Here is a 26476-nt window from a genome sequence, read left to right as displayed (position 1 = left end):
TCTTCAGATCCGGGAGAAGGCCGCCAGCACCGTCCGTTCGGACTGCAGGAGATAGGCTTCCAAGGCGGCGGCGGCGCCCTTCGGGTCGCCCGCCACGAGCTTTTCGAGAATGGCCGCATTCATCTCGACATAGGGCGCGTGGAGCAGTTCGGGCTCCTTGAGCAGGCCGAAGCTCAAGCGCAGTTCGGCAGCGATCTGCGCATAAAAGCTCGTCAGTCTCTCACTGTCGGCCAGATCGACGATTGCTGCGTGGAATTTCATGTTCTCGCTACCGACCGCGGTCCAGTCGTTGAGCTTGCTCGCCGCACGAGCGGTGTCGACTGCCGCCCGCATGCGGGCAACTGCCGGGTGGTTGGGGTAGGCATTGGACAGTGCCTGACACTCGACCAGGCGGCGAACGCGGTAGATATCGATGATCGAGGCCATGCTGGGCGTTGCGACGAAGACACCCCTATTCGGTTCGTGCTGAAGCAGACCGTCTTTAGTCAAGAGCCGGAAGGCCTCGCGCAGCGAGTTCCGCGACACAGCAAAGTCGGCGCTCAGGGCAGCTTCCGACAAGCGCTGGCCGGGCTTCAGCTCTCCGCTGATCAATCTGTCGCGAATTGCTTCCGCCAGGCGTGGCGCCAGGGCCGCTGTCGTTTCCGTCTCTGCCATGCTCACTCCCCAAGGTGCCGGCCCCAAGGTGCCGGTTAGCCCGCTGCATCTTCACAAGCCATCCATCGATCGGTGGATAACTCCGCTGCCTTATCGTCCATGTGCGAAATCGCAGCAAGGCGGGAGCCAATCACGGCCAAAAATTGTTCTTGGACAGCGGGAAACTGCTTATCCGAGTATCAATTTGCTCAACATTGCGGCAATCGAGTAGAACGATCAAATAAAATCGTTGAACAATATTGACAGAATTGTGAAACCACGAGAGGCTACCCCTTGCAGGTGAACAACAAGCCCCGCGCAAAGCCGGGACAGGTCAACCGAGAGGGTAACATGGAACAGACTTCGACAGCTCCCGATGGAGCCGCATCCGGCGGCATGTCCGCAAAGACGCGCCGCGGCGCCTTGATCGCCGCAATCTTTCTCATGGCGACGTCCGCCATCGGGCCCGGTTTCATAACCCAGACCGCAACATTCACGACAAGGCTCGGATCCGCTTTTGCGTTTGCGATCCTCGCCTCGATCCTCATCGACTTCGTGGTCCAGCTGAACATCTGGCGGATCGTCACGCTGACCAAGATGCGCGCCTCCGACATCGCGAACGCCGCCATTCCCGGCACCGGCTATGTGCTGGCGATCCTCGTCATCGTCGGCGGCCTGTTCTTCAACATCGGCAATATCGGCGGCGCCGGCCTTGGCCTCAATGCGCTGCTCGGCCTCGACCCCAAGCTGGGTGGATCGATTAGCGCCTTGATCGCGATCGGTATCTTCCTCTCGCACCGCGCAGGTGTGGCGATCGATCGCGTCATCGTCGTCGCTGGCCTGATGATGATCGTGTTGACCGTTTACGTCGCGCTTGTCTCGCAGCCGCCGGTGGGTGACGCCTTCTTCCAGACCTTCCTGCCGAGCACGATCGATTTTGCGACGATCACGACGATCGTCGGCGGCACGGTCGGCGGTTACATCACCTATTCCGGCGCCCACCGTCTGCTCGACAAGGGCACCGTCGGCATCGAGAACCTCGGCGCCGTCAACCGCGCGGCCCTGACGGGTATCGCCGTCACCGGCGTCATGCGCTACGTGCTTTTCCTTGCCATCCTCGGCGTCGTCGCAAGCGGTGTCGTCATCGACGTCACCGGCGCTGGCGCCAACCCGGCAGCCCAGGCTTTCCAGGCGGCTGCAGGCGATGTCGGCATGCGCATATTCGGTGCGATCTTCTGGGCAGCCGCGATCACCTCGGTCATCGGCGCGGCTTACACCTCGGTGTCCTTCGTCACCGTCTTCAAGAAGGACATGACCGAACGCGCCCGCAACATCGCGACCGTCATCTTCATCGCGGTTTCGCTGTTCTTCTACATCATCATCACGACGCCGCCCGCGCAGATGCTGGTCTTTGTCGGCGGCCTAAATGGTCTCATCCTGCCCATTGGCCTCACCATCTTCATCTATGCCGGCTGGGCGCGCTCCGATCTGATGGGTGGCTATCGCTATCCGCGCTGGCTGCTGATCCTGGGCGCTCTGACTTGTGCGCTCACCTGGTACATGGGTTACAAGTCGATCGGACCGATCTTCGCGCTGCTGACCGCGGCTTGAGAACGAGAACAGGGAGGAAGACATGACTGCCATCGATCTGAACAGCGACCTTGGTGAAAGCTATGGCGCCTGGGCCATGGGCGACGACGAGGCGATGCTTTCCATCGTCTCCAGCGCCAATGTCGCCTGCGGTTTCCATGCCGGCGATCCGGTCGGCATTCTGAAGACGGTCAAGGCTGCCGCCGAGCGCGGCGTCTCGATCGGGGCGCATGTCTCCTACCCGGATCGCGTCGGCTTCGGCCGGCGCGACATGGATGTCACCTCGGCGGAACTCACCGCCGATGTGATCTACCAGATCGGCGCAATCAAAGGCATTGCTGCGGCAGCCGGGATCAGCGTCGGATATGTGAAGCCACATGGCGCCCTCTACAATCGCATCGCCCACGACCCCAAGCAGGGCCAGGCCGTGATCGACGGCATCAAGGCGATCGATCCTGATCTTGTGATGATGGGGCTTGCGGGGTCGCCCATCCTCGAGCTGGCGCGTGCCTCGGGGCTCAAGGTGGTTGCCGAAGCATTCGCCGACCGTGCCTACACGCCTTCGGGCGCACTCGTATCACGGCGCGAAGCCGGCGCGGTGCTGCATGACGCAGGTCTCATCGCCAGGCGCATGCTGCAGCTCGCCCATGACGGCACGATCGAGGCAATCGACGGTTCGATCATCAAGATCGATGCGCAGTCCATCTGCGTCCATGGCGATAGCCCCGGCGCCGTCGCGATCGCACGCGAGATCCGCCAGGCCTTCGAAAAGGACGGCATCGTGGTGCGATCTTTCCTGACGCGCTGAGGCTTCAACGGGAGACATTCGATGATCAATCTCGATACTCTACGGCATGTCGATACGGCGGCAGCGCGGACAGCCCGTGAGCGCTATCGGGCCGGCGCCGTTGAGCCGACATCCGGCGTGGCGCCTGGCTTTACCCAGGCGAACATGATCGTGCTTCCACGTGACTGGGCCTTCGATTTCCTGCTCTATGCGCAGCGCAACCCGAAGGCCTGCCCGGTGCTCGACGTGTCCGATCCGGGCTCGCATGCCACCGTTCTCGCCAAAGGTGCAGACCTGCGCCGCGATGTGCCGCTCTACCGGATCTGGCGCGATGGCAAGCTTGCCGAGGAGGTAACAGACGCAAGTGCAGCCTGGGCGGAATATCCCGATCTCGTCAGCTTCCTGATTGGCTGCAGCTTTACCTTCGAGACGCCGATGATGGAGGCGGGCATCGAGATCCGCCACATCACCGACAAGTCGAATGTGCCGATGTACCTGACCAATCGCGCCTGCCGGCCTGCGGGTCGACTGCAAGGCAATCTGGTCGTCTCGATGCGGCCCATCCCGGCGACGCGCGTGGCGGATGCTGCCACCATTTCGGGCCGCTTCCCCGCCGTGCACGGCGCGCCCGTGCATGTGGGTGCGCCGGAAGAGCTCGGCATTGTCGATCTCGGCAAGCCGGAATTCGGCGATGCGGTGCGGATCGAGCCGGGCGAAGTGCCGGTCTTCTGGGCCTGCGGGGTGACACCCCAGGCTGCGGTCATGGCGTCTAAGGTTCCGTTTGCCATCACCCACGCACCCGGCCACATGTTCATCACCGATATTCCCGATTCCGCCTATCACGCCTGAGGCCAAGATGCGTTTTCTTCCCGTCAGCCTGACCGTTCTGATCGTCGAATTGAAGGATCTCGACGAGACGCTCGCGCTCTTCGCCTCGCTGGAGGCGGAACCGGTCGACGGCGTCGTCGATATCGTGCCGGCCGCGCGCACATTGATGATCCGCTTTCGTCCGGAGACGCTGACGGCCGAAAAGCTGGCGGCGGCGATCAGCACGCGCGACCTTTCGGCCAAGATCGCGCCATCCGACATGCTGGTCGAGATCCCCGTCAGCTATGACGGTGAGGACCTTAAGGATGTCGCTGATCTGACGGGCTTGTCGATTGCGGAAGTGATCGAACGACATACCGCAAGCGAGTTCACCGTCGCCTTCTGCGGCTTTGCCCCCGGCTTCGGCTATCTCGTCGGTGGCGATCCGGCACTGCAGGTGCCGCGGCGGCAAAGCCCGCGGACAAAGATCCCTGCCGGCTCCGTTGCGCTTGCGGGTGCCTTTTCCGGCGTCTATCCGCAGGCGAGCCCCGGTGGCTGGCAGATCATCGGCACGACGCCCCTGAAAATGTGGGATCTGACGCGCGAGCCGCCGGCGCTCTTCCAGCCGGGATACCGGGTGCGCTTCTTTGATCTGGCCAAACGTGCGCAGACCACGATCGCGGCCGGCACTTCGGATACGGTCGCGACCGCTGCGGTCGAGCATTCAGCAGCAACCACCATCAAGGTCACGGCAGCCCCTGTGCCGGCGCTGGTGCAGGATCTCGGTCGCTTCGGTCAGACGGGCCAGGGTGTCTCCTCCGCAGGTGCGCTGGACCAGGGCGCGTTCCGGGCTGCGAACCGCATCGTCGGCAATCCCGTGGAGGCCGCCTGTCTCGAAGTGACGCTCGGCGGATTTGCGTTTGAGGTCTCCGGTCCCACTGTCATGGCACTCACCGGTGCGCCCTGCCCGCTTAAGATCCTTGACGTCAAGGGTCATGTGATCGAGTCTGCGGGCTATCAACCCATCTCGCTCGAAGCCGGTGATCGCGTGACCTTAGGCTTTGCCGCCCAAGGCGCACGCAGCTATCTCGCCTTTCGCGGGGGCATCGACGTGGCGCCGGTGCTTGGCAGCGCGTCGACCGATACGCTTGCGGTCGTGGGTCCGGAGCCGGTCGGGCTGGGCGCGGCGCTTGCCGTTGGCACGTCGGAGCGTCGCCTTTCGCCGGTATCGCTCACCGAGAGCCCCGCCTTCGACTGCCCCGCCCCGGGCGAGATCGTTACGCTGGATGTGGTCATGGGGCCACGCAGCGACTGGTTCACCGAGCACGGGATCGAGACGCTTTCATCCCAGGTCTTTGAGGTGACGCCGCAGTCAAACCGGGTCGGCATCCGCTTGTCCGGTCCGGAACCGCTCGAACGTAAGGACAAGGCGGAGCTTCCGAGCGAGGGCACGGCAACCGGCGCGATCCAGGTTCCACATAGCGGCCAGCCTGTGCTTTTCCTTGCCGATCACCCGCTGACCGGCGGCTATCCGGTCATCGCAACGGTTGCCGAATATCATCTCGATCTCGCCGGGCAGATCCCGGTGAATGCCAAAATCCAGTTCCGGCCCATCACGCGCTTCGCCGAGATCATGCCCGACAGGGCATGTCCCGCAGCGCCGCGATGAAAGCCCAAGAAGACAGTGAGGAGACCCCGATGAAAAAAGTGCTGATTGCCAATCGCGGCGAGATTGCCGTGCGCATCATCCGCGCCTGCCGCGACTACGGGCTCCAATCCGTCGCCGTCTACGCCGATCCGGACATGGATGCAGTGTTCGTCAAGCTCGCAGACGAGGCCTATGGCCTTGGCGGCAGCCGTCCCGCCGAGACTTATCTCGACATCGAGAAGCTCCTCGACATTGCGAAGCGCTCGGGGGCGGATGCGGTCCATCCCGGCTACGGCTTCCTGTCCGAGCGCGCCGAGTTTGCTCGCGCCGTCCAGGAGGCGGGGCTTGCCTGGATTGGGCCGGACCCTGAAGTCATCGAGGCGCTCGGAGACAAGGTCGAGGCACGGCGGATCGCACAGTCGGTGGGTGCTCCACTGGTAGCAGGCAGCGATGGTCCGGTCGAGACCGCCGAAGAGGTAGTCGCTTTTGCCAAGCAGCATGGGCTTCCCGTCGCGATCAAGGCCGCCCATGGCGGCGGGGGACGCGGCCTCAAGGTCGCCTGGAAAATGGAAGAGATCGCCGAGCTCTATCATTCGGCCGTGCGCGAAGCGGAGGCCGCGTTTGGTCGCGGCGAGTGTTTCCTCGAGCGCTTCCTCTACCGGCCGCGACATATCGAGGCGCAGGTTCTGGCCGACAAACTTGGCAATGTGCTCGTGCTCGGCACCCGTGACTGCTCGCTGCAGCGGCGCAACCAGAAGCTCGTCGAAGAGGCGCCAGCACCCTACCTGACCGACGCACAGCGCCAGTCGATCCATGATGCTGCCAAGAAGATCTGTGCAGCTGCCGGCTATTCGGGCGCTGGTACGGTCGAGTTTCTGCTCGGGGTCGACGGCACCATCTCGTTCCTCGAGGTGAACACCCGGCTGCAGGTCGAGCATCCGGTGACCGAAGAGACTACCGGCATCGATCTCGTGGTGGAGCAGTTCCGCATTGCCGAAGGCAAGGCACTCGAGGTTCTGGAGACGCCGGCCCCGCGTGGCCACTCGATCGAATTTCGCATTAATGCCGAAGACCCCGGCCGCGGCTTCCTGCCGACGCCGGGTGCGATCACCCGTTTCGATCCGCCCTCGGGTCCAGGTGTTCGCCTGGACACCGGCGTCGTCAGCGGCTCGACCATCCCAGGGACTTTCGATTCTCTCATGGCGAAGCTGATCGTGACCGGCTCGACGCGCGAGCAGGCGCTAGCCCGCGCGCGCCGGGCCTTGGCCGAGTTCAAGATCGAAGGCGTTGCAACCGTCCTGCCCTTCCATCGCGCGGCCATGGAACACCGCGATTTCACCGGAGAAGAAGGCTTCCGCGTTCACACCCGCTGGATCGAGACGGATTTCGCCGAGCCGCTTGCGGCCGCCTCCCGTCCGGAGCCGGTCTCAGATGCGTCCCTGATCCGAACCCATGTCGAGATCGATGGCAGAAGGCACGAACTGGCGATCCCAGCCATGCTGCTCTCCGGCTTGGGCAATATCTCAGGCGGACAGGCTGGCGGTGCAGAAACCTCATCCGGCAAGACGGAAGACAGCATGAGTATTGGCGCGCCCATTTCGGGCACGTTGCAGGCGTTCAAGGTCGAGGAGGGTGTAGAGGTGCAAAGCGGCGATCTGATTGCGGTGATGGAAGCGATGAAGATGGAAACCCAGGTCATCGCGACGCGCACTGGGCGTGTCAGCTTCAAGAGCGAAGCAGGCGCCTATCTGGCTGCCGGGCAGGAAATCGCGCGCTATCTGGACTAAGTGCTCCATGCGTTTGGGCTGGTAGGGCTCGCCGAACTGTGTCGGCCAATCTGATCTGAAAAACTGCGCTTGAAACAGCAAAAGGCCCGCCAATGGCGGGCCAAACGCTGAAGTCGATGAGACTTAGGCCTTGTCGACGACGTTCTTCACGGCGTCCTTGGCTTCACCCTTGACCTGCTGGCCATGGCCCTTGGCTTCCTGAGCCGCGCCCTTGGCCTCCAGGCTGTGGTTGTCGGTGGCGTCACCGACGGCCTGCTTGGCCTTGCCTACGAGTTCATTCGTCTTGCCGGAAATCTTGTCGGATGTGGAACCCATTTTCGTTCTCCTTGTTGGCGGTAACGCACAGCTCTCAATTCGCTACCCGGTCATTTCTGCCGGGAAAGTCCATCTCGCGCTGCTCGACGATCCGCTTGCACCTACAATGCTTTAGGGCGAGAATCGTTCCGATGCTTGAGGCCAAATACCCCTGACGGGATGGGGCCACATGGAACACGAATGTGTGAGGCTCCCCTGTTGCTGCGCGTCCGCAGAACACAGAAAACCGGTGATGAGGTCACCCATCACCGGTTCGTTTGATCCATTCAACCCGACAGTTAGCGCTTGTAGGCGCCGAGACCGGGGCGATAGGTCTTGTCGTCGAGGAACTGCTTCAGGCCCTCGGCGCGGCCGTTGCTCTTGTCGAGGAAAAGCATCTGTTCCAGCTTGGCGTAGATGTAGTCATCGGCCTGCTCCCAGGGCATGTTGCGCACGCGCTTGAACGTGTCCTTGGCAGCCTTGAGCACCACGGGGTTCTTTTCGAGCAGGCTTGCACAAAGCGCGCGGACGCGGGTCTCGAGATCAGCCAGCGGCACGGATTCGTTGACGAGGCCCATCTCGCGCGCCTTCTGACCACCGAAGGTCTCGCCGGTCATGATGTAATAGAGCGAGTCCCGGTGGTTCATCACTTCCGCAACGGCGCGCGTAACATTGCCGCCCGGCAAGATGCCCCAGTTGATTTCCGAAAGGCCAAACGTGGCTTCATCAGCGGCGATCGCGAGATCGCAGGAAACGAGCGGCGTGAAGGCGCCGCCGAAGCACCAGCCGTTGACCATGGCGATGGTCGGCTTTTCAAAATACATCAGGCGGTTCCACCAGCCACCAGACTGACGGCGGCTTTTGAGGACAGCCGCACGGCCCTTGCCGTCGTTCTCCCGGAAGTATTCCTTCAAGTCCATGCCGGCCGACCAGGACTGGCCAGCGCCACGCAGAACGAGAACGCCGCAGCGATCATCGGCCTCCAATTCGTCCAGCACTTCCAGCATGCGGATGTTGAGCTTCGGATTCATCGCATTGCGCTTTTCCGGACGGTTCAGGGTCACGAAGGCGATGCCGTTGTCGAATTCGACCAGAACCGGCTCTGGCGTGGTGTTTGTCTCAGTCATGATGGCTCCTTGAGGCATTTCTTGGGGCATAGGCCCGGTCGAAGGTGTTCAGCTGTTGGCATGGGCCTGGCGCAGGATGTGCTTCTGCGCCTTTCCGGATGCCGTTCGCGGGATCTGGTCGAGAAAGACGATGCGGGCCGGGCGCTTGTAGGACGCCAGACGATCGGCACAATGGGCGAGGATTTCGTCGGCAGAGGGCAAGTCCGCCTGAGCAACGATGAAGGCGACGCCGCATTCGCCCCATTTCGGATCGGGCAGTCCCAGCACGGCAACATCGCGGACCTTGGGATGCGCGCCGATGACGGCCTCGATCTCTGCTGGGAAGACGTTCTCCCCACCGGAGATGTACATGTCCTTGAGCCTGTCCGGGACGTAGATGACGCCCCCTTCACCACGTCGGCCAAGATCCCCCGTGCGATACCATTCGCCAACGAAAGCCCGGGCAGTCTCGCCCGGATTGTTCCAATAGCCCGGCGTCACCGAGGGACCCTTCACCCAGATCTCACCGACCTCGCCATCCGGGACGTCCTGACCATCATCGCCGACCAGCCGCACGGCGAGAAGCGGTGCGGGATAGCCGACGCTTCCAGGATGCCGCGCGACCGCATCACGATCCAGCGGTACGTGAATCGTCGTGCCGGCTTCGCTCATGCCATAGCCGTTGACGAGCGGAATGCCGTCTTGGAGGAAGGTCTCGATCAGCGCCGGCGACAGTGGCGCCCCGCCGATGAAGATTGCCTGCAGCGCCTTCAGAGCCTTCGGGTCCCAAGCGGGAGCGTTTCGAAGAGCCGCGGCCATTTGCGGAACCGCGAAGTAGTGGGTGATGCCGAGCGCGGGATCACCCAGAACGGAAAGGGTGCGGTCGGGAATGAAGCGATCGGAGATGACCAGGCGTCCGCCCATCATCAGCGTCGTGCGTCCGATCGCAACAAGACCGATGGTATGGAAAAACGGCAGATCACACAGCGTGACGGAGTGGCTGGTGACTTCACCGACGAGCGAGAAGTTGACGGCCGAGGCAAAGGCATTGCGGCGTGTGATGATCACACCCTTGGGGCTCCCCGTAGTCCCCGAGGTGTAGAGCATGATGCAGGGCGCATCCGCATCGATGCTGGCCGGTGCCGCCCGCTGTGCAGTGGCGACAAGCTCGGCCCAGCCACCTTCGCCTTCAACGGCAATGGTACGCGGCATTGCAGCAGAGATCTCGGCGAGGACCGGAGCGAATTCTGCATCATGCAGCAGCAGCGAAGGCTCGCAATCGGCGATGATCTGGCCGAGTTCCGCTGCGCCGAGGCGCCAGTTCAAGGGCACGAAGACCAGGCCTGCACGCTGACATGCAAGGCACACGGTGATCTGCTCGATGGAGTTGCGCCCCAGAAAAGCGATACGCTGCATGGCAGGACGATCGCCAACGATCTCCAGAAGGCGGTATGCGGCGCGGGCCACGGCGATATCCAATGCCGCATAATTCAGGGTTCGGCCGGTCGCAACGTCGTAGACCGCTGGTCGCTCCGGCGTTACCTGGGCGCGGTAGATGACGGGATCGTCCGTCTCAAGGCCGACTGCTCCCCTGACTGCCAGAACAGACTTGATTTCAGGCTGCATGCTTGTCCTCCTCATCGCCACCCCTGAGGGGCCTCCTTGGCGAATTGTATGCTAAACATACTAATTGACCTCCAAATGTTTGACAAGCGGCAATTTGACTGTTGCAGTCGAAAGTGATCATGAATGAATCAGCAGTTAAGATGCCGCATTATTGGAAGAGCAGCCATGACTCGACACAATGACCTGAAGCCCGCGAATGACGACGATGTCTTCGAAGTGGGCTCACCATTACGCACAGGCCGCCTCGACGACATTCTCGGCTTTCACTTGCGGATGGCGAATGTCGCCATCTATCAGGACTACACCGCCGCCATGGGCGACATCGGGCTGACGCAGAAACAGTTTGCCGTCCTCGAACTGATTGCTGCTAATCCGCGGGTCAGCCAGATCGACATCGCCAACCAGCTCAGCATGGACCGGGCCACGATGATGGCATTGGTGAACCGTCTGGAAAGCCGCGATCTTCTGGAACGGCAGCCATCTCCCATCGATCGGCGGCGCCAGGAACTGCTGTTGACCGAGGCGGGAGCTGAGGTCTTGAAGCAGGCACGCAACATCCAGCAACAGCACGAGCTGCGCTTCACCTCGCGGTTTTCGCCCGAGGAGCTGGAGCAGTTCATCGAAGGCTTGAAGCGTGTCTATGCCGACATCATCCCACGCAACAGCCAGACCGACTGATCGGTCTTGAGCGTAGCACAACATGAAACGGCCGCCCGTGGGCGGCCGTTTCTATTTGGAGATCAGAAGGGATAGTGCTGGTTCGGGTCTTCGATGGTGATCCAGCGCAGCTCCGTGAACTCGGAGATCGCGGCCTTGCCGCCGAAGCGACCATAGCCACTGCCCTTGACGCCACCGAACGGCATCTGCGGCTCGTCGAAGACCGTCGGGCCATTGATGTGGCAAATGCCGGACTCGATGCGCGCGGCAACGGCCAGAGCACGGCGGATGTCGCGGCTGAAGACGGCGCCGGAGAGACCATACTCGGTGTCGTTGGCGACGCGGATCGCTTCTTCCTCATCCTTCACGCGGATGATCGGCTTGACCGGGCCAAAGCTTTCTTCCTGATACATCCGCATGTCCGAGGTGACATTGTCGAGCAAGGTTGCTTCGACGACGCTGCCTTCCCGCTTGCCACCGGCAACGAGCTTCGCGCCCTTGGAGACGGCGTCTGCGATCAGCTCGTCCATCTTCTTTGCGGATTCGAGGCTGATGAGCGAGCCAAGCACGACATGGCCCTTCGGGTCACCGGCCGGCAGCTTGGAGGCCTTGGCCGCGAGCTTGGAGACGAACTCGTCGGCGATCTTCTCATCGACGATGATGCGTTCGGTCGACATGCAGATTTGACCCATATTGGCAAACGCACCGAAGGCGGCAGCGTTTACGGCCGCGTCGATATCGGCATCGTCGAGGATGACGAGCGGCGCCTTGCCTCCGAGCTCCAGAAGAGCCGGCTTCAGATGACGACCGCACAGTTCGCCGATGATCTTGCCGACCTTGGTGGAGCCGGTGAAGTTGACGCGCTTGACTGCCGGGTTGGTGATCAGGGCTTCGACGATCTGGGCTGCATCCTCGGGCGCATTGGTGATGACGCTGATGGCGCCCGTCGGAAGGCCGGCTTCAACGAGGCACTGAGCGATGAGACGATGGGTGCCAGGGCACTGCTCCGATGCCTTCAGGATCACGGTGTTGCCGCACGCGAGCGGCATGGCGACCGCGCGGGTGCCGAGGATGATCGGCGCATTCCACGGCGCGATGCCAAGGCAGACGCCAACGGCCTGTCGCATGCCCATGGACAGCGAACCCGGCTTGTTGGACGGGATGACTTCGCCCGAGATCTGGGTGGTCATGGAAGCGGCTTCGCGCAGCATGCTGGCAGCAACCATCACGTTGAAGGCGCCCCAATGGCCGGTGGCTCCGGTTTCGGCGACCACGAGTTCGGAGAACTCGGCGGTCTTCGATTCCATGATGTCGGCAGCCTTGAGCAGGATCTTGCGGCGCTCACCGGGGCCGGTCTTCGACCAGGCAGGAAAGGCTGCAGCAGCTGCATCTACGGCTGCGTTGGCATCCTCGAGGCTTGCGGCCGAGGCCGTGGTCGCGACTTCCTGCGTAAAAGGATTGATGCGGGTAAAAGTGCGTCCGCCAGCGGCTGCCTTTTCGGCACCATTGATCAACAGCGAAACATGCATATTCATGGATCTTCCTCCTCCATTATCTTCAGGTTCAGAAATTGGTCCGTCGTTTTCTGCCGGCCCCGCCTGCTCTCTTGCGATCAGGTCTCGATCTTCCAGAGAGCAGGTTATTCCTAAACGGACCGGCAACCTCCCCGATCCGCTCTATTTTGTAAGTCTAGCAAACAATTGTTTTTTGACAAGTGGTGCCGCCCGGTCGGGACGTCAATAGGGCAGCCCGACATAGTTCTCCGCCATGGCCGTGGACGCTGCTCTCGAATGCGTGAGGTAGTCGAGTTCTGCTTCCTGGATTTTCTGGCCGAAATCTCCGGTATCCGGAAAACGGTGCAGCAATGTGGTCATCGACCAGGAGAAGCGAACCGCTTTCCAGACTCGGCTGAGAGCCCGCGCGGAGTAGGCGTCGAGCGCCGCATCGGACTTCTCCTGGTAATGTTCGAGAAGTCCCTCGATCAGGTAGTACACGTCGGATGCGGCAAGGTTCAGGCCCTTGGCGCCGGTCGGCGGGACGATATGCGCAGCATCGCCGACGAGGAACATCCGTCCGAAACGCATCGGCTCGACGACGAAGGAACGCAGCGGCGCGATCGATTTTTCGAAGCTCGGTCCTGTCACCATCACCTCTGCGTGATGGGCCGGCAGGCGACGGCGCAGCTCGTCCCAGAAGCGATCGTCGGACCACATCTCGACCTTGTCGTCGAGCGAGCACTGAACATAGTAGCGGCTGCGGGTTTCGGAGCGCATCGAGCACAGCGCAAAACCGCGCGGGTGGTTGGCATAGATGAGTTCATGGTTGACCGGCGGCACGTCGGCGAGGATCCCCAGCCAGCCAAAGGGATAGATCTTTTCGAAGGTCTTGATCGCACCTTCCGGCACTGCCTTGCGGCTCGCGCCATGGAAGCCGTCACATCCGGCGATGAAGTCGCAATCGATGCGCTGCGTGACACCATCCTTCTCGAAGGTGACATGCGGGTGGTCGCCGTCGAAACCGGAAGGAACGACATTGACGGCATCGTAGATCACCACACCGCCATCGCGCTCGCGGCGCTCGATGAGATCGCGCGTTAGCTCTGTCTGGCCATAGACCATGACCCGCTTGCCACCGGTCAGATCGAAGAGGTCGATACGATGGTCGCGGCCGTCGAACGTAAGGGAGAAACCGTCATGCGGAAGACCCTCCCGATGCAGGCGCTCGCCGACGCCGGCGCGATCCACAAGGCCGACGGTGCCTTCTTCGAGCACCCCGGCCCGCACGCGAGACAGGATGTGTTCCTTGCCGACGCGGTCGACGATGACATTGTCGATGCCTGCATTGGTGAGAAGCTGGCCGAGCAAGAGGCCGGACGGACCTGATCCGATGATGACGACTTTGGTTCGCATGTTTCCTCCCACGGTGCTGCCAATTTGTCTTTCGACAAGTTTTGACGGCGAGCGCGGTCGCCAACAATGGACGCATCGCGTCTTTTGTTGCACAAATCGAACATGACGAAACGCAAACAGCCAATACGGGCCTCGATCCCAACCTACGAGCTCTACGGCGAGGACGATCCGACAGGATCGCGCTTCTGGGTGCATTGCGAGACGATTCCGGCCCGAAGTGCACTGCATCACTGGGAAATCGGGCTGCACAGACACGAACGCTATTTTCAGATCCTGCTCGTGACAGGCGGCTCCGGCGATGCGGTCTTCGAGGGGGACATTGCCCGTTTCGAACCAATCTCGATCGTCACCGTTCCGCCCGCTATCGGGCACGGGTTCCGCTTTTCGCCGGAAATCGACGGCTACGTCTTTACCTTTCTTGCCAGTCGCCTGCCGGTCCGACCGGGCGAGCCGAGCGCGCTCGGCCAGTTTCTTTCGAGACCAAGCGTGACACGGCTTGCCCCGCAGGATCCGGAGGGGCAGTTGATCCTCGCCCACTTGCTGAGGGTCGCGAGCGAATGGCAGGGGCGGCTTACGGGGCGCACGGTGCTGATGGAAACAGGTCTTGCCGCGGCTCTCGCACTTGCCGCCCGGCTCGCTGCCCAGGATCGGACCGAAACCGAAGAGATTGATGACAACGACCGAAGGCTCGAAGCCTTCTCCTCACTGCTGCATCGGGAGGTGCGCAACCATCGTCCGGCTTCGTTCTACGCCCATGCCCTGGGGATCACTCCGACCCACCTGAACCGTGTGCTGAAAGCCAAGACAGGTCTCGGTACGCAGGAGCTCGTCGCGAGACGCCTGATCGAGGAAGCGCAACGAGAGCTGCTCTTCACGCCCGGCAGCGTCAAGGAAGTCTCGTTCCGCCTCGGCTTTTCCGATCCGGCTTATTTCTCCCGCTTCTTCAGCCGCCAGACCGGGATGACGCCTGCCAGCTGGCGCGCTCAGGAACAGCTGCGACTGGGATCCCGGGCAGACAAGGCCTAGGCGTCAAGGCTGGCTGAAGAGGTCGATCAGAACCTGCCGCATCTCGTTCATCGGCCACTCACGGGTCTGTGTCCCCGGGAGCATGCCGGTGAGGAAACCTTCCCGTTCGAAGCGGGCAACGAGGCCCCTATCAGCCGACACGACATGGATGGGGACGGCGCGCGATGCGTTGGGACCGGTGATGATGGCCGCAGGCTGATGGTCGCCGAGGATGACGAAGACGGTGTCTTCGCCAAAGCGTGACATGTAGCTGCCGAGCGTTTCAAGGGAATAGTCGATCGTCTGGATATACTGCGCGCGCACACGCTCCGGATCGGCCCAGACGACCCGAGGTGGGTCGCCGCTTTCCGCCTGTTCGTTGAAGATCGAGCCATCGCCGACGGCGTCCCAGTCGATGAGGCGGGCAACGGGTGTCCAAGGGGCATGGCTGGAGATCAGCGCCACTTCCGCCATCACGCGTTCGCCGGCAGCCCGGGCGGGAGCGCGGCCGAGCCGCTCGAAGGCTGACAGGGTATACTGATCCGGCATCGTGACCCAGTTGAACGGCTTTCCCTGATAATCGAGGTCGGCGGCCGCCAAGATCTGCCGATATCCATAATAGGCCGCTTCCGGCCAATCCATGGTGATTGCCGGCATGACGGCAATGCTCTTCCATCCGGCTTCGGCAAACAGCCTGTTGAGGCTCGGTTGCTGGCTGATCATCAGGCGGTCGTAGCGCGCCTGACTATCGACCCACAGGCCGGAGAGGAGCGTTCCGTGAGCCAGCCAGCTGAGCCCGCCAACGGTCGGAGCGGTGACCCAGGCACTGGCAGAGGCAAGTCTGGCGCGTTCGATCTCGGTCTGGACGCTTTCCATGCGTGGTCGGGTGATCGAGGCATATCGTGGATCCTCTACCGCCGAGCGTCCATAGGACTCCACGAAGATCAGCACGAAATCCTTGTCCCTGACGCGTCCGAAGAGCCCGGCACCGTTGCGGGGCCCTTCTCCCCGGGACAAAGCGGTTTCGAAGACATGCATGTCCTGAACGGAGCGGATGACAAGCGTCAGTCGATTGTTGAGGTAAGAAGGCATGCGCGCCTCGACACGGGGGGTATTCAGGAGGAACGCAATCCCGCCGAAAAGTGTGATCGCCACCAGCGACAGAACCAGCCAGGAGCGTGCGGGGCGTTGGATTTCCGTCAATCGCGCTGCGGCCCATAGAAACAGCAGAAGAACGACCAGCAGACCGACAAGGGCGGCTGCGACAGCCGCAAAGGCGGCGAGCGTTCCGACCGTTCCGGAGAACAGATTCCAGCCGTCCGCCATCATCTTGATATCGAGGTAAGGATTGAATGGGCGCTGAAAGGCCTCCCGAGTGCCGATGTCTGCTACCTTCAGGAAAAGGATAAGAAGCAGGACCAGCCCGCAGAGACATCCGATCGGCCGGCGCAGGCTGCGCGGGACTGCAAGCAACAGGAGCAGCAGCAGCGGCCATTCGAGCGGCAGGCGGGCGAAGGCCTGAGGTGTGATGGCATCGAGGCGGTCCGGCAAGGTGAAGGCAAACCAGGCGATCACCGTCACGACAACAGCGCCGATATAGGGCTTAAGCGTGCGCGCCGACGTCAGCATGTGATCGCTCCGCTGTTGCGACCAGCAGATCGATTGCGTGCGAGAGGATTTGCATTCATGAAGGTCCGCTGCCTCTCTTTCCGCGTATAGGACAGCAAAAGCCCACTCACCCTCGACGAAAGCCCCGCCGCTTGCCCCTTATGCGTTTCCTTGCTCCCGTCGCGTTGATCGCGCTCCTGGCATTCCTCCTGTCCAGAACGGATCTGACCGCATTGGGAGACGCCTTCTCGCAGATCTCCGTCGCGCATGTGATCGCTGGTCTCGCTCTGGTGCAGATCCAGATCATCGTCTCCGCGCTGCGCTGGCGCTTTACCGCGCGCCGTCTCGGCGAACCGTTCCCGGCAAGCGTCGCGATCAGCGAATATTACGTAGCGAGCCTTCTCAATCAGAGCCTTCCCGGCGGTGTCGCCGGTGATGCCGTGCGCGCCTACCGCATGCGCAATGCCGGCGCCGGCGGTTGGAAAGGACCGGCCAAGGCCGTGATCTTCGAGCGTCTTTCCGGCCAGGCCGCGTTTTTCGTTCTGGCGCTTTCCGGCCTCTTCGCCTGGCAGCTTGTTCTCGGAGGCGAGGATGCCGGGCGTCAGGCCTTGTTTTTGGTGGCCTTCTTCCTGCTTTTTGCCGCCGCAGTTTGTTTGGCCCTGATCATCGTGAAGCACCGGTACCAGGGGTCCAGCCATATCAGCGATGATCTGTTGCGCGTATTCATCCGCCGCGGCGCGCTTCCGATTCAGGCTGGTCTGAGCCTCGTGATCGTCGGCAGCTACGTTGCAACCTTTTTCCTTGCAAGCCATGCCGTCGGTGCCTCCCTGCCCTGGATCGCTGCTTTCACGATCATTCCGCTCTGTCTGATCGCCATGCTGATCCCAGCTGGCTTCGGAGGCTGGGGCACACGGGAAGCCGCTGCCATGGCGCTCTGGCCACTGCTCGGCGCCACAGACGGTCAGGGGCTCGCAGCGAGCATCGTTTATGGCGGTCTCTCTCTTGCCGGCGCGCTGCCGGGCCTCGCAATCCTGTCGATCGAGGCCATCCGCGGGAAGCCGCGTCGCGCCTGAACGCCCTGTCATCGGGTCTCTATCCGGGCGTAGACATCGCCGGATTGCGCTTCAGGGGGCATTTGCGACAGCTCGACCAACAGCTCGTCTGCAGACTTCCAGCGGTCCGACACGAATCGATGTTGCTCTCCGACGACACGATTGAAGCGATAATTGCCAATGCCCATCAGTCGATCGATCGCGTTGGACGCAACGGAGGGCATGGCCGGAATGTATTCGAAGGCGATCAGAGGTATCGGCTTTGAAAGGCCGTAGAGAATTTCTGCCTCTGCACCCTCGACGTCGATCTTGCAAAAGGCCGGCAGACCGTATTTCCCGACCAGATGGTCAAGCGTCACCATGGGTACCGTGACCTTGCGGTCCCAGACGACCTGCGAAAAACCCTTGCTCTGCTTAACCGTCTCGACGAAGCGGCTGGAAATGCTTGTGACCGTCGGATGGCGGCTCGAAATCAGCAAATCGCTTTGCCCGGCGCTACGGCCAACGGCCACCCGTTCGAAGCCGGTCAAAGTGCCTACAAAGCGCTGTTCGATGAAGTCCGCAAAAGCCGGTTGTGGCTCGACGGCAACGACTTTCGCTCCGAGCTTCAAAAGGGTGCTGCTGCGGCTGCCGACATGGGCGCCGATGTCGAAGACGAGCTCACCCGGTTTGACGATCGATGCATAGAATTGCCGCAACGCCGATCTGCGCCAGGGCTGGCCGTAGTAAACAACAAGCGAGCGGGCGAGGCCGAATGATGTCGAGAGACGCTCGGTGAGACTGGTCATGGTGTGACGGGCCGCCGCAGCAGGTAGAGCACGTCCACCGTGAACGAATAGGCGAGCGCCAGAAGTGCGACCGCTGCAATGGTGGTGGAATAAGGAACGGTCACGAAGGGGATAAGGATTAAGCACAGTGCCGAGATCTGGATCACGCAGACAAGCTTTCGTCGGAACGAGGGAAGAAGCTCGCCGTTGAGTTTCGGCAACATCCAGCCTGCGGCCACGAAACCGTAGCGCATAAGGCCGATCATCAGAACCCAGAGCCCTGCCTTCTCCAGAAAGGCTGCAGCAATCGACAAGACCAGGATCAGAAGCGCATCGACTTCCATATCGAAGCGGGCACCGAAGGACGATTCATGTCCGTAGCTGCGCGCGAGATAGCCATCGACACCATCGAGAGCCAAGGCGATCAGAACCACGCCGGCAAGTGTCCAGAGTGCCGTATCGGTGGCGGCGAGACTGTCGAAACACAGCACGGTCGCGCCAGTCAGGCTGACGAGACAAGCGCGAAATGCGGTGACGAGATTGGCCGGGCCGAACTTGCGATGGGGGTGATCGGGCAGAGCATAAACCACGAGCGCAAACATCAGCGCGAGCGAGAGAATGACCGAGGCCACGAAATCCCAGCCAAGCGGCAGGTGAAAGGAGACGATCACCGCGACGACCGATGTGCCGACAAGCAGGCCGGAGAGGCCGGCCAGCGTGTTCATCAGCAGTCCGCGACGCTCTCGCAGCATTGCGACCCAATCGAGCTGAGCATCTGCCCATGGTCGACCGAAGCCATCGCCGCCAAGCCGGTCAGGCTCGCTTGCCATCTTGCACTCCTCCCTGCCCGCCTGGAGCTTATTCTGCCGCGACCAGAGTTTCCAGATCCAGCATGTGGCCGGCGCGCAAGGTCTTGGTGCGCAGATAGTTTTCGTTTTCCGCCGTGACGCGACCGGTGACCGGCGCCCTTGCCTCGACTTCGATGCCGCCGAGCTTCAGGCCGGCAATCTTGGTCGGGTTGTTGGTGTAGACCGCAACCTTCGAGATCTCCAAATGCCGCAACATGGCAACGGCCGCCTCATAGCGGCGATGGTCTTCGGTGAGTCCGAGCTCGGCATCCGCATCGATCGTGTCGAGGCCGAGATGCTGATAGCCATAGGCGCGCATCTTGGCGCCAATGCCCGTGCCGCGCCCTTCCTGGTCGAGATAGAGCAGCACGCCGCCGCCCGCCTGCTTCAGCAGAGCAAGACCGTTGCGCAGCTGGTCGCCGCAATCGCATTTCAGGGAGCCGCAGAGATCACCTGTAATGCAGGAGGAGTGAATACGGATCGGCACGGTCTTCGTGACATCCGGCTTACCGACGACAATCGCAACCTGATCCTTCTGCGCCAGACCACCGCGGAAGACGACGAAATCGGCATCCCCGAGATCCTTCAAAGGAACGCGGGTGCGCACGACCTTGTCGAAGCGCTGGCGGGCGGCATCTGCGCCTTTCAAACGGCTGGAGGCGATCTCGCAGCAACCGCCGAACCGGTCTGTCATGGTCGTGACATCCGCCAAAACCATGGCCGGCAGCAACAGCGCAAGGCGGGCGAGTTCCGTCGTCTCTGTCGCCAGAACATCCGCCGGCTGCCACAATGCAGGCTTTTCCGCACCAAGTGTGTAAGCCAGCCGCGAGGCATCATCGAAAGACAGGCCGGCGAGCGGCGTGATGACATCGTGTTCGGCTCCGATCCCCAAGCGACCGGCGCGAGGGGCAGTCAGAAGGAGACCATGGCGGTTTTCGGTAACGGCCCCGAATTGATCGAAAAGCGAGGGTGCCACACAGTCGAGCGCCAGAACAGCAAGCTTTCGTTCCCCCTCCGTGACGACCACGGGTCGGCCATAGCGCAGCTCGGCGACGGCGCGTTCTACTTCGATTTCGGCGGTTGAGAATTGGAAAGCGGACTGGCTGGACTTAGACATGAGGCGTACTCTCCCTATCAGTGGCAACCATTACGCCGGAGTTTCAGCGACGGTTTGCGCATCCGCCATAAATTTATTTTGATGGCGGCTACGGAACAAAATGTCTTCTTCGGCAATACGTTCCATTGGTCTGCATATTTAGGGTGGGGGACACGCAGTTTGAAGCTTGGGGCAAATGAACAATCCGTATCCACCGGAGATACGGCGGCTGCGCTGTGGTTCGAGGCGAAGGAAAATTGCCGGCTACGGCATGAGCCGCTCGGCATCCCTGCTCAGGACAAAGTGCTCGTGCGGACGCTTTACAGCGGGATCAGCCGCGGAACGGAGGCCCTGATTTTCAAGGGCGCGGTCCCTGAAAGCGAGTTCGAACGCATGCGCGGACCGCATATGGAGGGGCAGTTTCCCTTTCCCGTCAAATATGGCTACGCAGCCGTCGGCGAGGTGGAGAAAGGTCCACCAGACCTGGTCGGTCGCAACGTCTTTGCCCTCCATCCCCACCAGGACCGCTTCATCCTGCCATCCGAGCAAGTCACCCTGTTACCGGAGGCGCTGCCGCCGCGGCGGGCGGTGCTTGCTGCCAATATGGAAACTGCGCTCAACATCACGTGGGATGCAGGGGTGCAGCCGGGCGACCGCGTCGCCGTCTTCGGCGCAGGCGTTGTCGGGACACTCGTCGCCTATCTCGCCTCGCGTATTGCCGGCACAGAGACTGTCCTCATCGACAAGGACCCCACGCGCCGCAAACTCGCCTCCGATCTGGACCTCACATTTGCCGAACCTGACATGATCGAGGGGGAATTCGACATCTTGATCAATGCCAGCGCAGCCCCGGCAGCACTGGAAAACGCCATCGCCCATGCGGGCTTTGAAGCAAGAATTGTTGAAGCCAGCTGGTATGGCGACCGCATGGTCAGCATTCCCCTGGGCGGCGCATTTCATTCCCGCCGCCTGTCCCTCGTCAGCTCGCAGGTCGGCGGCATCCCGTCCTCACGCCGAGCTCGCTGGACCTATCGTCGGCGAATGAGCAAGGCGCTGGAGCTGCTTCTGGACGTTCGTCTGGAGCGCCTTATCTCCGGCGAGACCGCTTTTTTTGAACTGCCAGACGCCTACGCTCGTATCCTCTCCACACAGGACACCCTGTGTCATCGCATCCGTTACTGACGAAAGAGATCTCATGTTCGCTGTTGAAGTCCGAGACCATATCATGATCGCCCACAGCCTGCCGCGCCCGGTTTTCGGGCCTGCACAGGGGATGCATGGCGCAACCTTCGTTGTCGATGCGGCCTTTTTCACCAAGGACGTGGACGAAGATGGCCTCGCCGTCGACATCGGCGCGGCGACCACCGTTCTGTCCGAGGTCTTGAAGCCCTTGAACTACCAGAACCTGGACGAGCTTGCGGTCTTCAAAGGTAAGGTCAGCACGACGGAAGTCATTGCAAAACACATCTTCGACCAGCTGGCGCAGGCTGTGTCCGACAAGCGCCTCGGTCCCGGCAGCCACCGGATCTGCCGCCTGAAGGTGATGTTGCACGAATCCCATGCAGCGCGTGGCTGGTACGAGGCCGATCTTTGAACCGTTCCCTCGTGTTCGCCTATCCGGGCGATCTTTCGCTGAAGACCGGCGGTTATGGCTATGATCGCCAGGTCCTCGACGGACTGCGTAAACTCGGTTGGCAGATAACACTCCTGCCATTGGGCGAGGGTTTTCCGTTTCCCACTGCAGACACGCTGCGAGGGGCAGAAACTGCGCTGTCGTCGATACCGGACGGGACGCTCGTTCTGATCGACGGCCTTGCCTTCGGCGTCCTCGATGCCTGGGCGGGAGCCCATGCCGAACGGCTCCGGATCATTGCTCTTGTTCATCATCCGCTTGCGCTTGAAACGGGGCTGCCGGACGAGCAGCAGCAGCGCTTCCGCCAGAGCGAACAGAATGCGCTGGCAGCAGCCCGGCATGTGATCGTCACCTCGCCGATGACGGCACGTGAGCTTGCATCCAACTATGGGGTCGCGTCCTCCCGCATTACGGTCGCCCTGCCTGGCATCGACAAGAGCGACGTAAGGCGCGTCGTTAATGCGGCCCCGCAGATCCTCTCGGTCGGCACGCTCACCAGGCGCAAGGGTCATGACGTGCTGCTGAGGGCTCTCAAATCGGTCGAGGATCTCGACTGGCAGGCCGTGATCATTGGCAGCAAGAGCCTCGATCCTTCGATGAGCGAAGCGTTGGCGCGACAGGTGGAAGCGCTGGGCCTGGAAGCCCGCGTTCAGTTGCGCGGCGAGGTTGATGATCCACAGGTCCACTTCGCCTCGGCGGACATCTTTGCGCTTGCGAGCCGGTATGAAGGCTATGGAATGGTGTTTGCAGAAGCGCTGTCTCACGGGCTTCCGATCGTGGCCTGCCACGCCGGCGCCGTTCCAGACGTGGTTCCTTCCGACGCGGGCATACTGGTGCCGGTCGATGACGCGCCGGCTTTCGGAGAGGCGCTCCGTCGTCTGCTGCAAAGCTCGCAGGAACGGGAGACGCGCTCTGCGGCGGCCCTTCAAGCGGGCAGCCTCTTGCCAACATGGGCTGACACGGCAGCAATCATCTCCAACACATTGGATGGTATTTCATGAGTGGCTTCAACAAGGACTGGCTGGCGCTGCGCGAACCTGTGGATATGAGGGCGCGGGCAAAGTCGCTGGTCGAGCATCTGTCGCAGCATCTCGCCGGCATAGAGCGCTCCTACATACTCGACATCGGCTGCGGCACCGGCTCGACCTGGCGGAGCCTGGCACATCGCTTCCCGGCCCATTCTAAATGGCAGTTGCTCGACTACGACCCGCTGCTGCTGGCGGAAGCCGAACGCCGTATCGGAGATCAACAGGACGTCTCGTTTCGCCAGTTAGATCTGAACGAGATCGACACGCTGCCGCTGACCGAGGTGAGCGTGGTCACGGCATCGGCTCTCTTCGATCTCTGCTCGGGAGAGTTCTGCGATCACTTTGCGGAGATACTCTCAGCAAGCAATACGGGGCTCTATGCCGCGCTGAACTATGACGGCATCATGGAATGGTCGGTTGCTCATCCGCTTGATGAACAGGTAGCCCATGACTTCAATCGGCACCAGCATTTCGACAAGGGCTTTGGGCCGGCACTCGGCCCAAATGCGACCGCGCATCTGAAGCAAGCGTTCGAGCGCTTGGGCTATACCGTTTCGGTTGCGACGAGCCCGTGGGTGATGGGCCCAGATGACGGAGACTTACAGGCGGCTTTCTTGGAGGGGCTCGAAGAGCCGCTCTCGGAGATCGGTTCTCTGACAAACGTCCAAATCAGGGACTGGCTGGGTTTCAGGCTCGAAAAGATCGCAGAGGCCGGCAGTTCATGCGTGGTCGGCCACTCGGATATGCTCGCGCTCCCCCGACACTGAAACAGCTGGGTTTTTCAGATCGCAATCAAACAGGATGTCGCTGCCCAAGGTATAGACCTTGGCAGCCGGCCGGTGAGCGCTTGAGAGCTTGTCGATCGGCGGCAGCGCGATGCCGGCAGGTCCCGAGCCAATGATCAGCGGCGCGATCGCGACGTGCAGGCGATCGACAAGGTCGGCTTCGATGAAGCGGGCAATCGTGCGTGCGCCGCCTTCGACGAGAATGCGGCGCAGACTGCGGTCCGCGAGTGCGTCCAGAATGTCCTGAGGATCAAGCCCACCCTCGCCCCTGTGAACTCGGATCACGTCGGCTCCATGGGATTTGACCGGCGCATCATGCCCCTGCACGAGAATGACTGGCGCGCCGCCGTCGCGAAACAGGCGTTCGTCGCCGGTCAGTTCCGCGCGACAATCAATCACAACGCGGACGGGATTGGGGCCTTTCACGGCCCTGACGGAAAGCCTCGGATCGTCGCATTTGACGGTGCCTACACCGACGATCACGGCTTCGACCAGCGCTCGACAGCGATGAAGATGGGCGATGCCGTCGCTTCCGGAAATGTCGCGTGCGTCACCTGATGGCGTGGCCACGCGGCCATCGAGCGACTGTCCGACCTGCGCAAGCACAAAGCTGCGCTCGGCTGCGGCAATCGGGGCGTACAGCGCCATGACGGGATCGCCTTCGTCCGCACCGGTCTGGCTTGCGCTGCCGCGCATGGCAAGAAGGCGCGCCCAAAGCTGGTCCGTCATGTCGATCTTACGCATCGAGGTCCTGTCCCGAAGAATTCACAATATGCGGTAAAGCGTTCCGTCGCGGCGGATCACGTGGTGAAAGACCACCGCCGCAATATGAAACGCAAAGAGAGCCAAAATGATCCATGCGCTCCATGTGTGGATCGCCGAAAGGGTAAAGGCGATTTCCGGTGACTTGCCGATCGGGCTCCAGACGGTGAACAGACCAAACCATTTGAGCGGAAAGCCATGGGCATTGGTTGCCAGAAACCCGGACACCGGCATGACGATTAGGAAGACATAGAGAAGCCCGTGCACCACGTGGGCGGCTGCCTTTTCCAAAGGCGGCGCCTCGACCAGAGGCGCCCCGCTTGTCAGCCTTGCGCCGATCCGCACCAGCATCAGCCACAGGACCAGGAAGCCCAGGCTTTCATGGATCAGATAGAAATCGAGTTTCACGTCGTCCTTCACGAACCCAATCATCTGGCCAAGCGGCCAGGTCATGAGAACGAGGACTGCAATCAGCCAATGGAGGATGCGCAGCGTGCCTGCGTAGCGTTGGCCCGCATCCATCGATTGTGCGCCGTTCATTACACTTTGCTCCGATCCCAGACCATTCGTGCGCCAGACCTCCTCGTCTGCCGCCCATCAGTCATCCGCCCTCAGGATGTGACGGTTTGACAACAATGTAAACGGTAGATCAGGGCTCGCAGATCATGTCACGCTGTGGTGATCAGAGTGTCGGAGGCGCTTTCTGGAAGAAAACATAGGAGCCTTTGGCGACCTTGAAGATATCGCAATTGCGCCGGATCTTGCGATCGCCTTCCAGCCGGAAAACACCGAGCGAGCCAGAAAAGCCATTCGGCGACATGAGCTGTTCGGGTGTGAAGGCCGCCTCCCGGAAGCGGCCAGCGAGACCGATGGCCATCGCCATGGCATCGAAACCGTAGCCGGCCTGGGCCGAGGCCGGCATGCCGTAGCTTGCCATATACCGGCTGCCGATCCTTGCCTGGACGTTCTGGTCGTAACGACAGACGATGCTGCCGGTCAGCTTCGGTTCATTGAGGTCTTGGGCCGTCAGGACGGCACTCGCGACAATCTTGCGTCCCGGCCGCGGCGGCTTGGCGGCATCTGCCTTTTTCACCACGTCGCCCGGCGACTTGATGCCGGGCATCAGCACTACCATGTCGGCCTTGCTCCACGAGTTCAGAGCCTTTGCAGGCAGCGTGCCGCCGCTCAATTCGACAACCGGCTCGACCTTGCCGCCAAAGGCCTTGATCTGGGTGGCGATGCGATCGGCCTGCGCTTTTTCTGCCGGAGACGAGGCGAGGATCACCGCATGGGTCGCCCCTTCGGCCATCGCAAAGGATGCGCTTTCGATCAGGCTGTCAGTAGGACTGGATACGAAGGGATAGACATTTTCAGGCAGGACCGCCTCGTTCGTCTGGAATGCGACCATGGGGACCTGCAGTCCGCCGAGGCCACGCTGGATCGCTTCAAATTCCGCACCACGGGCGGTGGTGACGATAAAGGATACCTGCTGGCGCGCCAGGGTCCTTGTCGCGGCCTCGATGGCCTCCGGCTTTTCCGTCGTCTCAAGCATTGTGAGTTTCACGACGTCGGATCCGAGCGTGTTCACGGCCAGAGCGGCACCATCCCGGTACTCGCTGTCCGCCTGGCGGCTCGGTTGATCGGCACGACGGACGCCGAGATAGGCAACCTTCACCGAACCGGATCCCAGTGTCTGGTTATAGAGCCCTGTATCGTTGGCAGGCGTCACGGCCGCAGAGGCTCCGCCTTCTCCGGCGTTCGGCTTGAAGTCATCGGTCTGACAAGAGGACAAAGCGGCAAGCAGCAGAGCCGAAGCTCCGGCGCGCAGGAAGCTCCGCGTAAACTTTTCTATTCCGACCATGATGGCGCCAAGTCTCGTTCCCGATCCGTTGGCGAACGTTAAGCATTGGCACTCGGTGAAGCAAGAGCGAAGCTGTTCCATATCTGGGCAGACTGCTGCAAAAGCAATGGCTGGGTTCGAGGGGCAACACAGGAGAACGACTTACATGCCGGACGCCTTGAGCGCCTCTGTTTCCTGCATTGCGGCC

25 protein-coding genes are annotated in these 26476 nt (G+C 61.7%); 12 read left to right on the top strand and 13 right to left on the bottom strand.

Annotation, left to right across the window (positions count from 1 at the left end; translation table 11 throughout):
* Positions 1–3: 3 nt before the first annotated feature.
* Positions 4–654 (bottom strand): GntR family transcriptional regulator, encoded by a 651-nt coding sequence (locus D4A92_RS10025; protein WP_203019631.1) that lies wholly within the window; start codon positions 652–654, stop codon positions 4–6.
* A 375-nt stretch (positions 655–1029) separates the two neighbouring features.
* Between D4A92_RS10025 and D4A92_RS10020 the strand changes: the two genes are divergently transcribed.
* Genes D4A92_RS10020 through D4A92_RS10000 form a run of 5 tightly spaced genes read left to right on the top strand, consistent with a single transcriptional unit; the run spans position 1030 to position 7252 of the window.
* Positions 1030–2244: an NRAMP family divalent metal transporter gene (locus D4A92_RS10020; RefSeq protein WP_425958342.1), complete on the top strand. Its 1215-nt coding sequence runs from the start codon at positions 1030–1032 to the stop codon at positions 2242–2244.
* A gap of 22 nt (positions 2245–2266) precedes the next feature.
* Positions 2267–3031, top strand: a complete 765-nt coding sequence (locus D4A92_RS10015) for a LamB/YcsF family protein (protein WP_203019627.1) — start codon at positions 2267–2269, stop codon at positions 3029–3031.
* A 21-nt stretch (positions 3032–3052) separates the two neighbouring features.
* Positions 3053–3859: a putative hydro-lyase gene (locus tag D4A92_RS10010; protein ID WP_203019625.1), complete on the top strand. Its 807-nt coding sequence runs from the start codon at positions 3053–3055 to the stop codon at positions 3857–3859.
* Positions 3860–3866: 7 nt separating this feature from the next.
* A complete protein-coding gene (locus D4A92_RS10005; protein WP_203019624.1) occupies positions 3867–5486 on the top strand; it encodes an urea amidolyase family protein in 1620 nt (539 codons plus the stop codon).
* Positions 5487–5515: 29 nt separating this feature from the next.
* The gene (locus tag D4A92_RS10000; protein ID WP_203019623.1) at positions 5516–7252 is read left to right on the top strand and encodes an acetyl/propionyl/methylcrotonyl-CoA carboxylase subunit alpha; all 1737 of its coding nucleotides are present in this window, start codon (positions 5516–5518) and stop codon (positions 7250–7252) included.
* 123 nt (positions 7253–7375) lie between these two features.
* On the opposite strand, the gene D4A92_RS09995 is transcribed toward D4A92_RS10000, so the two are convergent.
* The 3 genes from D4A92_RS09995 to D4A92_RS09985 form a co-directional block, all read right to left on the bottom strand.
* Complete coding sequence (locus D4A92_RS09995) at positions 7376–7567, bottom strand: CsbD family protein (RefSeq protein ID WP_006726327.1); 192 nt, start codon at positions 7565–7567, stop codon at positions 7376–7378.
* Positions 7568–7845: 278 nt separating this feature from the next.
* On the bottom strand, positions 7846–8673 hold the full coding sequence (locus D4A92_RS09990; RefSeq protein ID WP_203019622.1) for a p-hydroxycinnamoyl CoA hydratase/lyase: 828 nt from the start codon (positions 8671–8673) through the stop codon (positions 7846–7848).
* Positions 8674–8721: 48 nt separating this feature from the next.
* Entirely contained in the window at positions 8722–10278 is a 1557-nt protein-coding gene (locus D4A92_RS09985) for an AMP-binding protein (RefSeq protein ID WP_203019621.1), read from the bottom strand.
* 165 nt (positions 10279–10443) lie between these two features.
* Here D4A92_RS09985 and D4A92_RS09980 point away from each other — a divergent pair, with 165 nt between their 5' ends.
* On the top strand, positions 10444–10956 hold the full coding sequence (locus tag D4A92_RS09980; RefSeq protein ID WP_203019620.1) for a MarR family winged helix-turn-helix transcriptional regulator: 513 nt from the start codon (positions 10444–10446) through the stop codon (positions 10954–10956).
* A gap of 62 nt (positions 10957–11018) precedes the next feature.
* Here D4A92_RS09980 and D4A92_RS09975 read toward each other — a convergent pair whose 3' ends face one another.
* Together D4A92_RS09975 and pobA are read right to left on the bottom strand one after the other, a co-directional pair.
* On the bottom strand, positions 11019–12464 hold the full coding sequence (locus tag D4A92_RS09975; protein WP_203019909.1) for an aldehyde dehydrogenase: 1446 nt from the start codon (positions 12462–12464) through the stop codon (positions 11019–11021).
* 207 nt (positions 12465–12671) lie between these two features.
* Positions 12672–13844 (bottom strand): 4-hydroxybenzoate 3-monooxygenase, encoded by a 1173-nt coding sequence (pobA, locus tag D4A92_RS09970; RefSeq protein ID WP_203019619.1) that lies wholly within the window; start codon positions 13842–13844, stop codon positions 12672–12674.
* A gap of 102 nt (positions 13845–13946) precedes the next feature.
* Between pobA and D4A92_RS09965 the strand changes: the two genes are divergently transcribed.
* On the top strand, positions 13947–14870 hold the full coding sequence (locus tag D4A92_RS09965; RefSeq protein ID WP_425958138.1) for a helix-turn-helix domain-containing protein: 924 nt from the start codon (positions 13947–13949) through the stop codon (positions 14868–14870).
* A 3-nt stretch (positions 14871–14873) separates the two neighbouring features.
* Here the strand turns inward: D4A92_RS09965 and D4A92_RS09960 are convergent, their stop codons facing one another.
* Positions 14874–16478, bottom strand: coding sequence for a sulfatase (locus tag D4A92_RS09960; protein WP_246754061.1), 1605 nt, complete (start codon positions 16476–16478; stop codon positions 14874–14876).
* 140 nt (positions 16479–16618) lie between these two features.
* Here D4A92_RS09960 and D4A92_RS09955 point away from each other — a divergent pair, with 140 nt between their 5' ends.
* Positions 16619–17530: a lysylphosphatidylglycerol synthase transmembrane domain-containing protein gene (locus D4A92_RS09955; RefSeq protein ID WP_246754103.1), complete on the top strand. Its 912-nt coding sequence runs from the start codon at positions 16619–16621 to the stop codon at positions 17528–17530.
* Between the two features lie 8 nt (positions 17531–17538).
* Here the strand turns inward: D4A92_RS09955 and D4A92_RS09950 are convergent, their stop codons facing one another.
* From D4A92_RS09950 to ribA, 3 genes are read right to left on the bottom strand one after another with little or no spacing between them, the layout of a single operon-like run.
* A complete protein-coding gene (locus D4A92_RS09950) occupies positions 17539–18297 on the bottom strand; it encodes an FkbM family methyltransferase (protein ID WP_203019617.1) in 759 nt (252 codons plus the stop codon).
* Positions 18294–19106 (bottom strand): CDP-alcohol phosphatidyltransferase family protein, encoded by an 813-nt coding sequence (locus D4A92_RS09945; protein WP_203019615.1) that lies wholly within the window; start codon positions 19104–19106, stop codon positions 18294–18296. The genes D4A92_RS09950 and D4A92_RS09945 overlap by 4 nt, the downstream gene beginning before the upstream one ends.
* 28 nt (positions 19107–19134) lie before the next feature.
* Positions 19135–20241, bottom strand: coding sequence for a GTP cyclohydrolase II RibA (ribA, locus tag D4A92_RS09940; RefSeq protein ID WP_203019613.1), 1107 nt, complete (start codon positions 20239–20241; stop codon positions 19135–19137).
* A 159-nt stretch (positions 20242–20400) separates the two neighbouring features.
* Between ribA and D4A92_RS09935 the strand changes: the two genes are divergently transcribed.
* From D4A92_RS09935 to D4A92_RS09920, 4 genes are read left to right on the top strand one after another with little or no spacing between them, the layout of a single operon-like run.
* Complete coding sequence (locus D4A92_RS09935) at positions 20401–21402, top strand: zinc-dependent alcohol dehydrogenase (RefSeq protein WP_203019902.1); 1002 nt, start codon at positions 20401–20403, stop codon at positions 21400–21402.
* 13 nt (positions 21403–21415) lie between these two features.
* Complete coding sequence (locus D4A92_RS09930) at positions 21416–21814, top strand: 6-pyruvoyl trahydropterin synthase family protein (protein ID WP_006726340.1); 399 nt, start codon at positions 21416–21418, stop codon at positions 21812–21814.
* On the top strand, positions 21811–22854 hold the full coding sequence (locus D4A92_RS09925; protein ID WP_203019611.1) for a glycosyltransferase family 4 protein: 1044 nt from the start codon (positions 21811–21813) through the stop codon (positions 22852–22854). Before D4A92_RS09930 ends, D4A92_RS09925 begins: the two co-directional genes overlap by 4 nt.
* A complete protein-coding gene (locus D4A92_RS09920; RefSeq protein WP_203019609.1) occupies positions 22851–23648 on the top strand; it encodes a class I SAM-dependent methyltransferase in 798 nt (265 codons plus the stop codon). Before D4A92_RS09925 ends, D4A92_RS09920 begins: the two co-directional genes overlap by 4 nt.
* On the opposite strand, the gene D4A92_RS09915 is transcribed toward D4A92_RS09920, so the two are convergent.
* The 3 genes from D4A92_RS09915 to D4A92_RS09905 all read right to left on the bottom strand — a co-directional run bounded on the left by D4A92_RS09915 (position 23601) and on the right by D4A92_RS09905 (position 26289).
* Positions 23601–24410, bottom strand: a complete 810-nt coding sequence (locus D4A92_RS09915; RefSeq protein ID WP_203019608.1) for a RibD family protein — start codon at positions 24408–24410, stop codon at positions 23601–23603. The genes D4A92_RS09920 and D4A92_RS09915 overlap by 48 nt on opposite strands.
* A 21-nt stretch (positions 24411–24431) precedes the next feature.
* Positions 24432–24968: a cytochrome b gene (locus D4A92_RS09910; RefSeq protein WP_203019607.1), complete on the bottom strand. Its 537-nt coding sequence runs from the start codon at positions 24966–24968 to the stop codon at positions 24432–24434.
* Between the two features lie 142 nt (positions 24969–25110).
* The gene (locus tag D4A92_RS09905; protein WP_203019606.1) at positions 25111–26289 is read right to left on the bottom strand and encodes a hypothetical protein; all 1179 of its coding nucleotides are present in this window, start codon (positions 26287–26289) and stop codon (positions 25111–25113) included.
* Between the last annotated feature and the right edge of the window lie 187 nt (positions 26290–26476).

This window comes from Rhizobium rosettiformans, from assembly GCF_016806065.1.
GTDB lineage: Bacteria > Pseudomonadota > Alphaproteobacteria > Rhizobiales > Rhizobiaceae > Allorhizobium.
Note: the sequence above shows the minus strand (reverse complement) of the source record. Positions and strands in the feature narration are given on the sequence as shown.

Bases quoted from the DNA above. Each gene is read 5' to 3' on its own strand.
- D4A92_RS10025 (WP_203019631.1), bottom strand. From the start codon at position 654: ATGGCAGAGACGGAAACGACAGCGGCCCTGGCGCCACGCCTGGCGGAA.
- D4A92_RS10020 (WP_425958342.1), top strand. From the start codon at position 1,030: ATGTCCGCAAAGACGCGCCGCGGCGCCTTGATCGCCGCAATCTTTCTC.
- D4A92_RS10015 (WP_203019627.1), top strand. From the start codon at position 2,267: ATGACTGCCATCGATCTGAACAGCGACCTTGGTGAAAGCTATGGCGCC.
- D4A92_RS10010 (WP_203019625.1), top strand. From the start codon at position 3,053: ATGATCAATCTCGATACTCTACGGCATGTCGATACGGCGGCAGCGCGG.
- D4A92_RS10005 (WP_203019624.1), top strand. From the start codon at position 3,867: ATGCGTTTTCTTCCCGTCAGCCTGACCGTTCTGATCGTCGAATTGAAG.
- D4A92_RS10000 (WP_203019623.1), top strand. From the start codon at position 5,516: ATGAAAAAAGTGCTGATTGCCAATCGCGGCGAGATTGCCGTGCGCATC.
- D4A92_RS09995 (WP_006726327.1), bottom strand. From the start codon at position 7,567: ATGGGTTCCACATCCGACAAGATTTCCGGCAAGACGAATGAACTCGTA.
- D4A92_RS09990 (WP_203019622.1), bottom strand. From the start codon at position 8,673: ATGACTGAGACAAACACCACGCCAGAGCCGGTTCTGGTCGAATTCGAC.
- D4A92_RS09985 (WP_203019621.1), bottom strand. From the start codon at position 10,278: ATGCAGCCTGAAATCAAGTCTGTTCTGGCAGTCAGGGGAGCAGTCGGC.
- D4A92_RS09980 (WP_203019620.1), top strand. From the start codon at position 10,444: ATGACTCGACACAATGACCTGAAGCCCGCGAATGACGACGATGTCTTC.
- D4A92_RS09975 (WP_203019909.1), bottom strand. From the start codon at position 12,464: ATGCATGTTTCGCTGTTGATCAATGGTGCCGAAAAGGCAGCCGCTGGC.
- pobA (WP_203019619.1), bottom strand. From the start codon at position 13,844: ATGCGAACCAAAGTCGTCATCATCGGATCAGGTCCGTCCGGCCTCTTG.
- D4A92_RS09965 (WP_425958138.1), top strand. From the start codon at position 13,947: ATGACGAAACGCAAACAGCCAATACGGGCCTCGATCCCAACCTACGAG.
- D4A92_RS09960 (WP_246754061.1), bottom strand. From the start codon at position 16,478: ATGCTGACGTCGGCGCGCACGCTTAAGCCCTATATCGGCGCTGTTGTC.
- D4A92_RS09955 (WP_246754103.1), top strand. From the start codon at position 16,619: ATGCGTTTCCTTGCTCCCGTCGCGTTGATCGCGCTCCTGGCATTCCTC.
- D4A92_RS09950 (WP_203019617.1), bottom strand. From the start codon at position 18,297: ATGACCAGTCTCACCGAGCGTCTCTCGACATCATTCGGCCTCGCCCGC.
- D4A92_RS09945 (WP_203019615.1), bottom strand. From the start codon at position 19,106: ATGGCAAGCGAGCCTGACCGGCTTGGCGGCGATGGCTTCGGTCGACCA.
- ribA (WP_203019613.1), bottom strand. From the start codon at position 20,241: ATGTCTAAGTCCAGCCAGTCCGCTTTCCAATTCTCAACCGCCGAAATC.
- D4A92_RS09930 (WP_006726340.1), top strand. From the start codon at position 21,416: ATGTTCGCTGTTGAAGTCCGAGACCATATCATGATCGCCCACAGCCTG.
- D4A92_RS09920 (WP_203019609.1), top strand. From the start codon at position 22,851: ATGAGTGGCTTCAACAAGGACTGGCTGGCGCTGCGCGAACCTGTGGAT.
- D4A92_RS09915 (WP_203019608.1), bottom strand. From the start codon at position 24,410: ATGCGTAAGATCGACATGACGGACCAGCTTTGGGCGCGCCTTCTTGCC.
- D4A92_RS09910 (WP_203019607.1), bottom strand. From the start codon at position 24,968: ATGAACGGCGCACAATCGATGGATGCGGGCCAACGCTACGCAGGCACG.
- D4A92_RS09905 (WP_203019606.1), bottom strand. From the start codon at position 26,289: ATGGTCGGAATAGAAAAGTTTACGCGGAGCTTCCTGCGCGCCGGAGCT.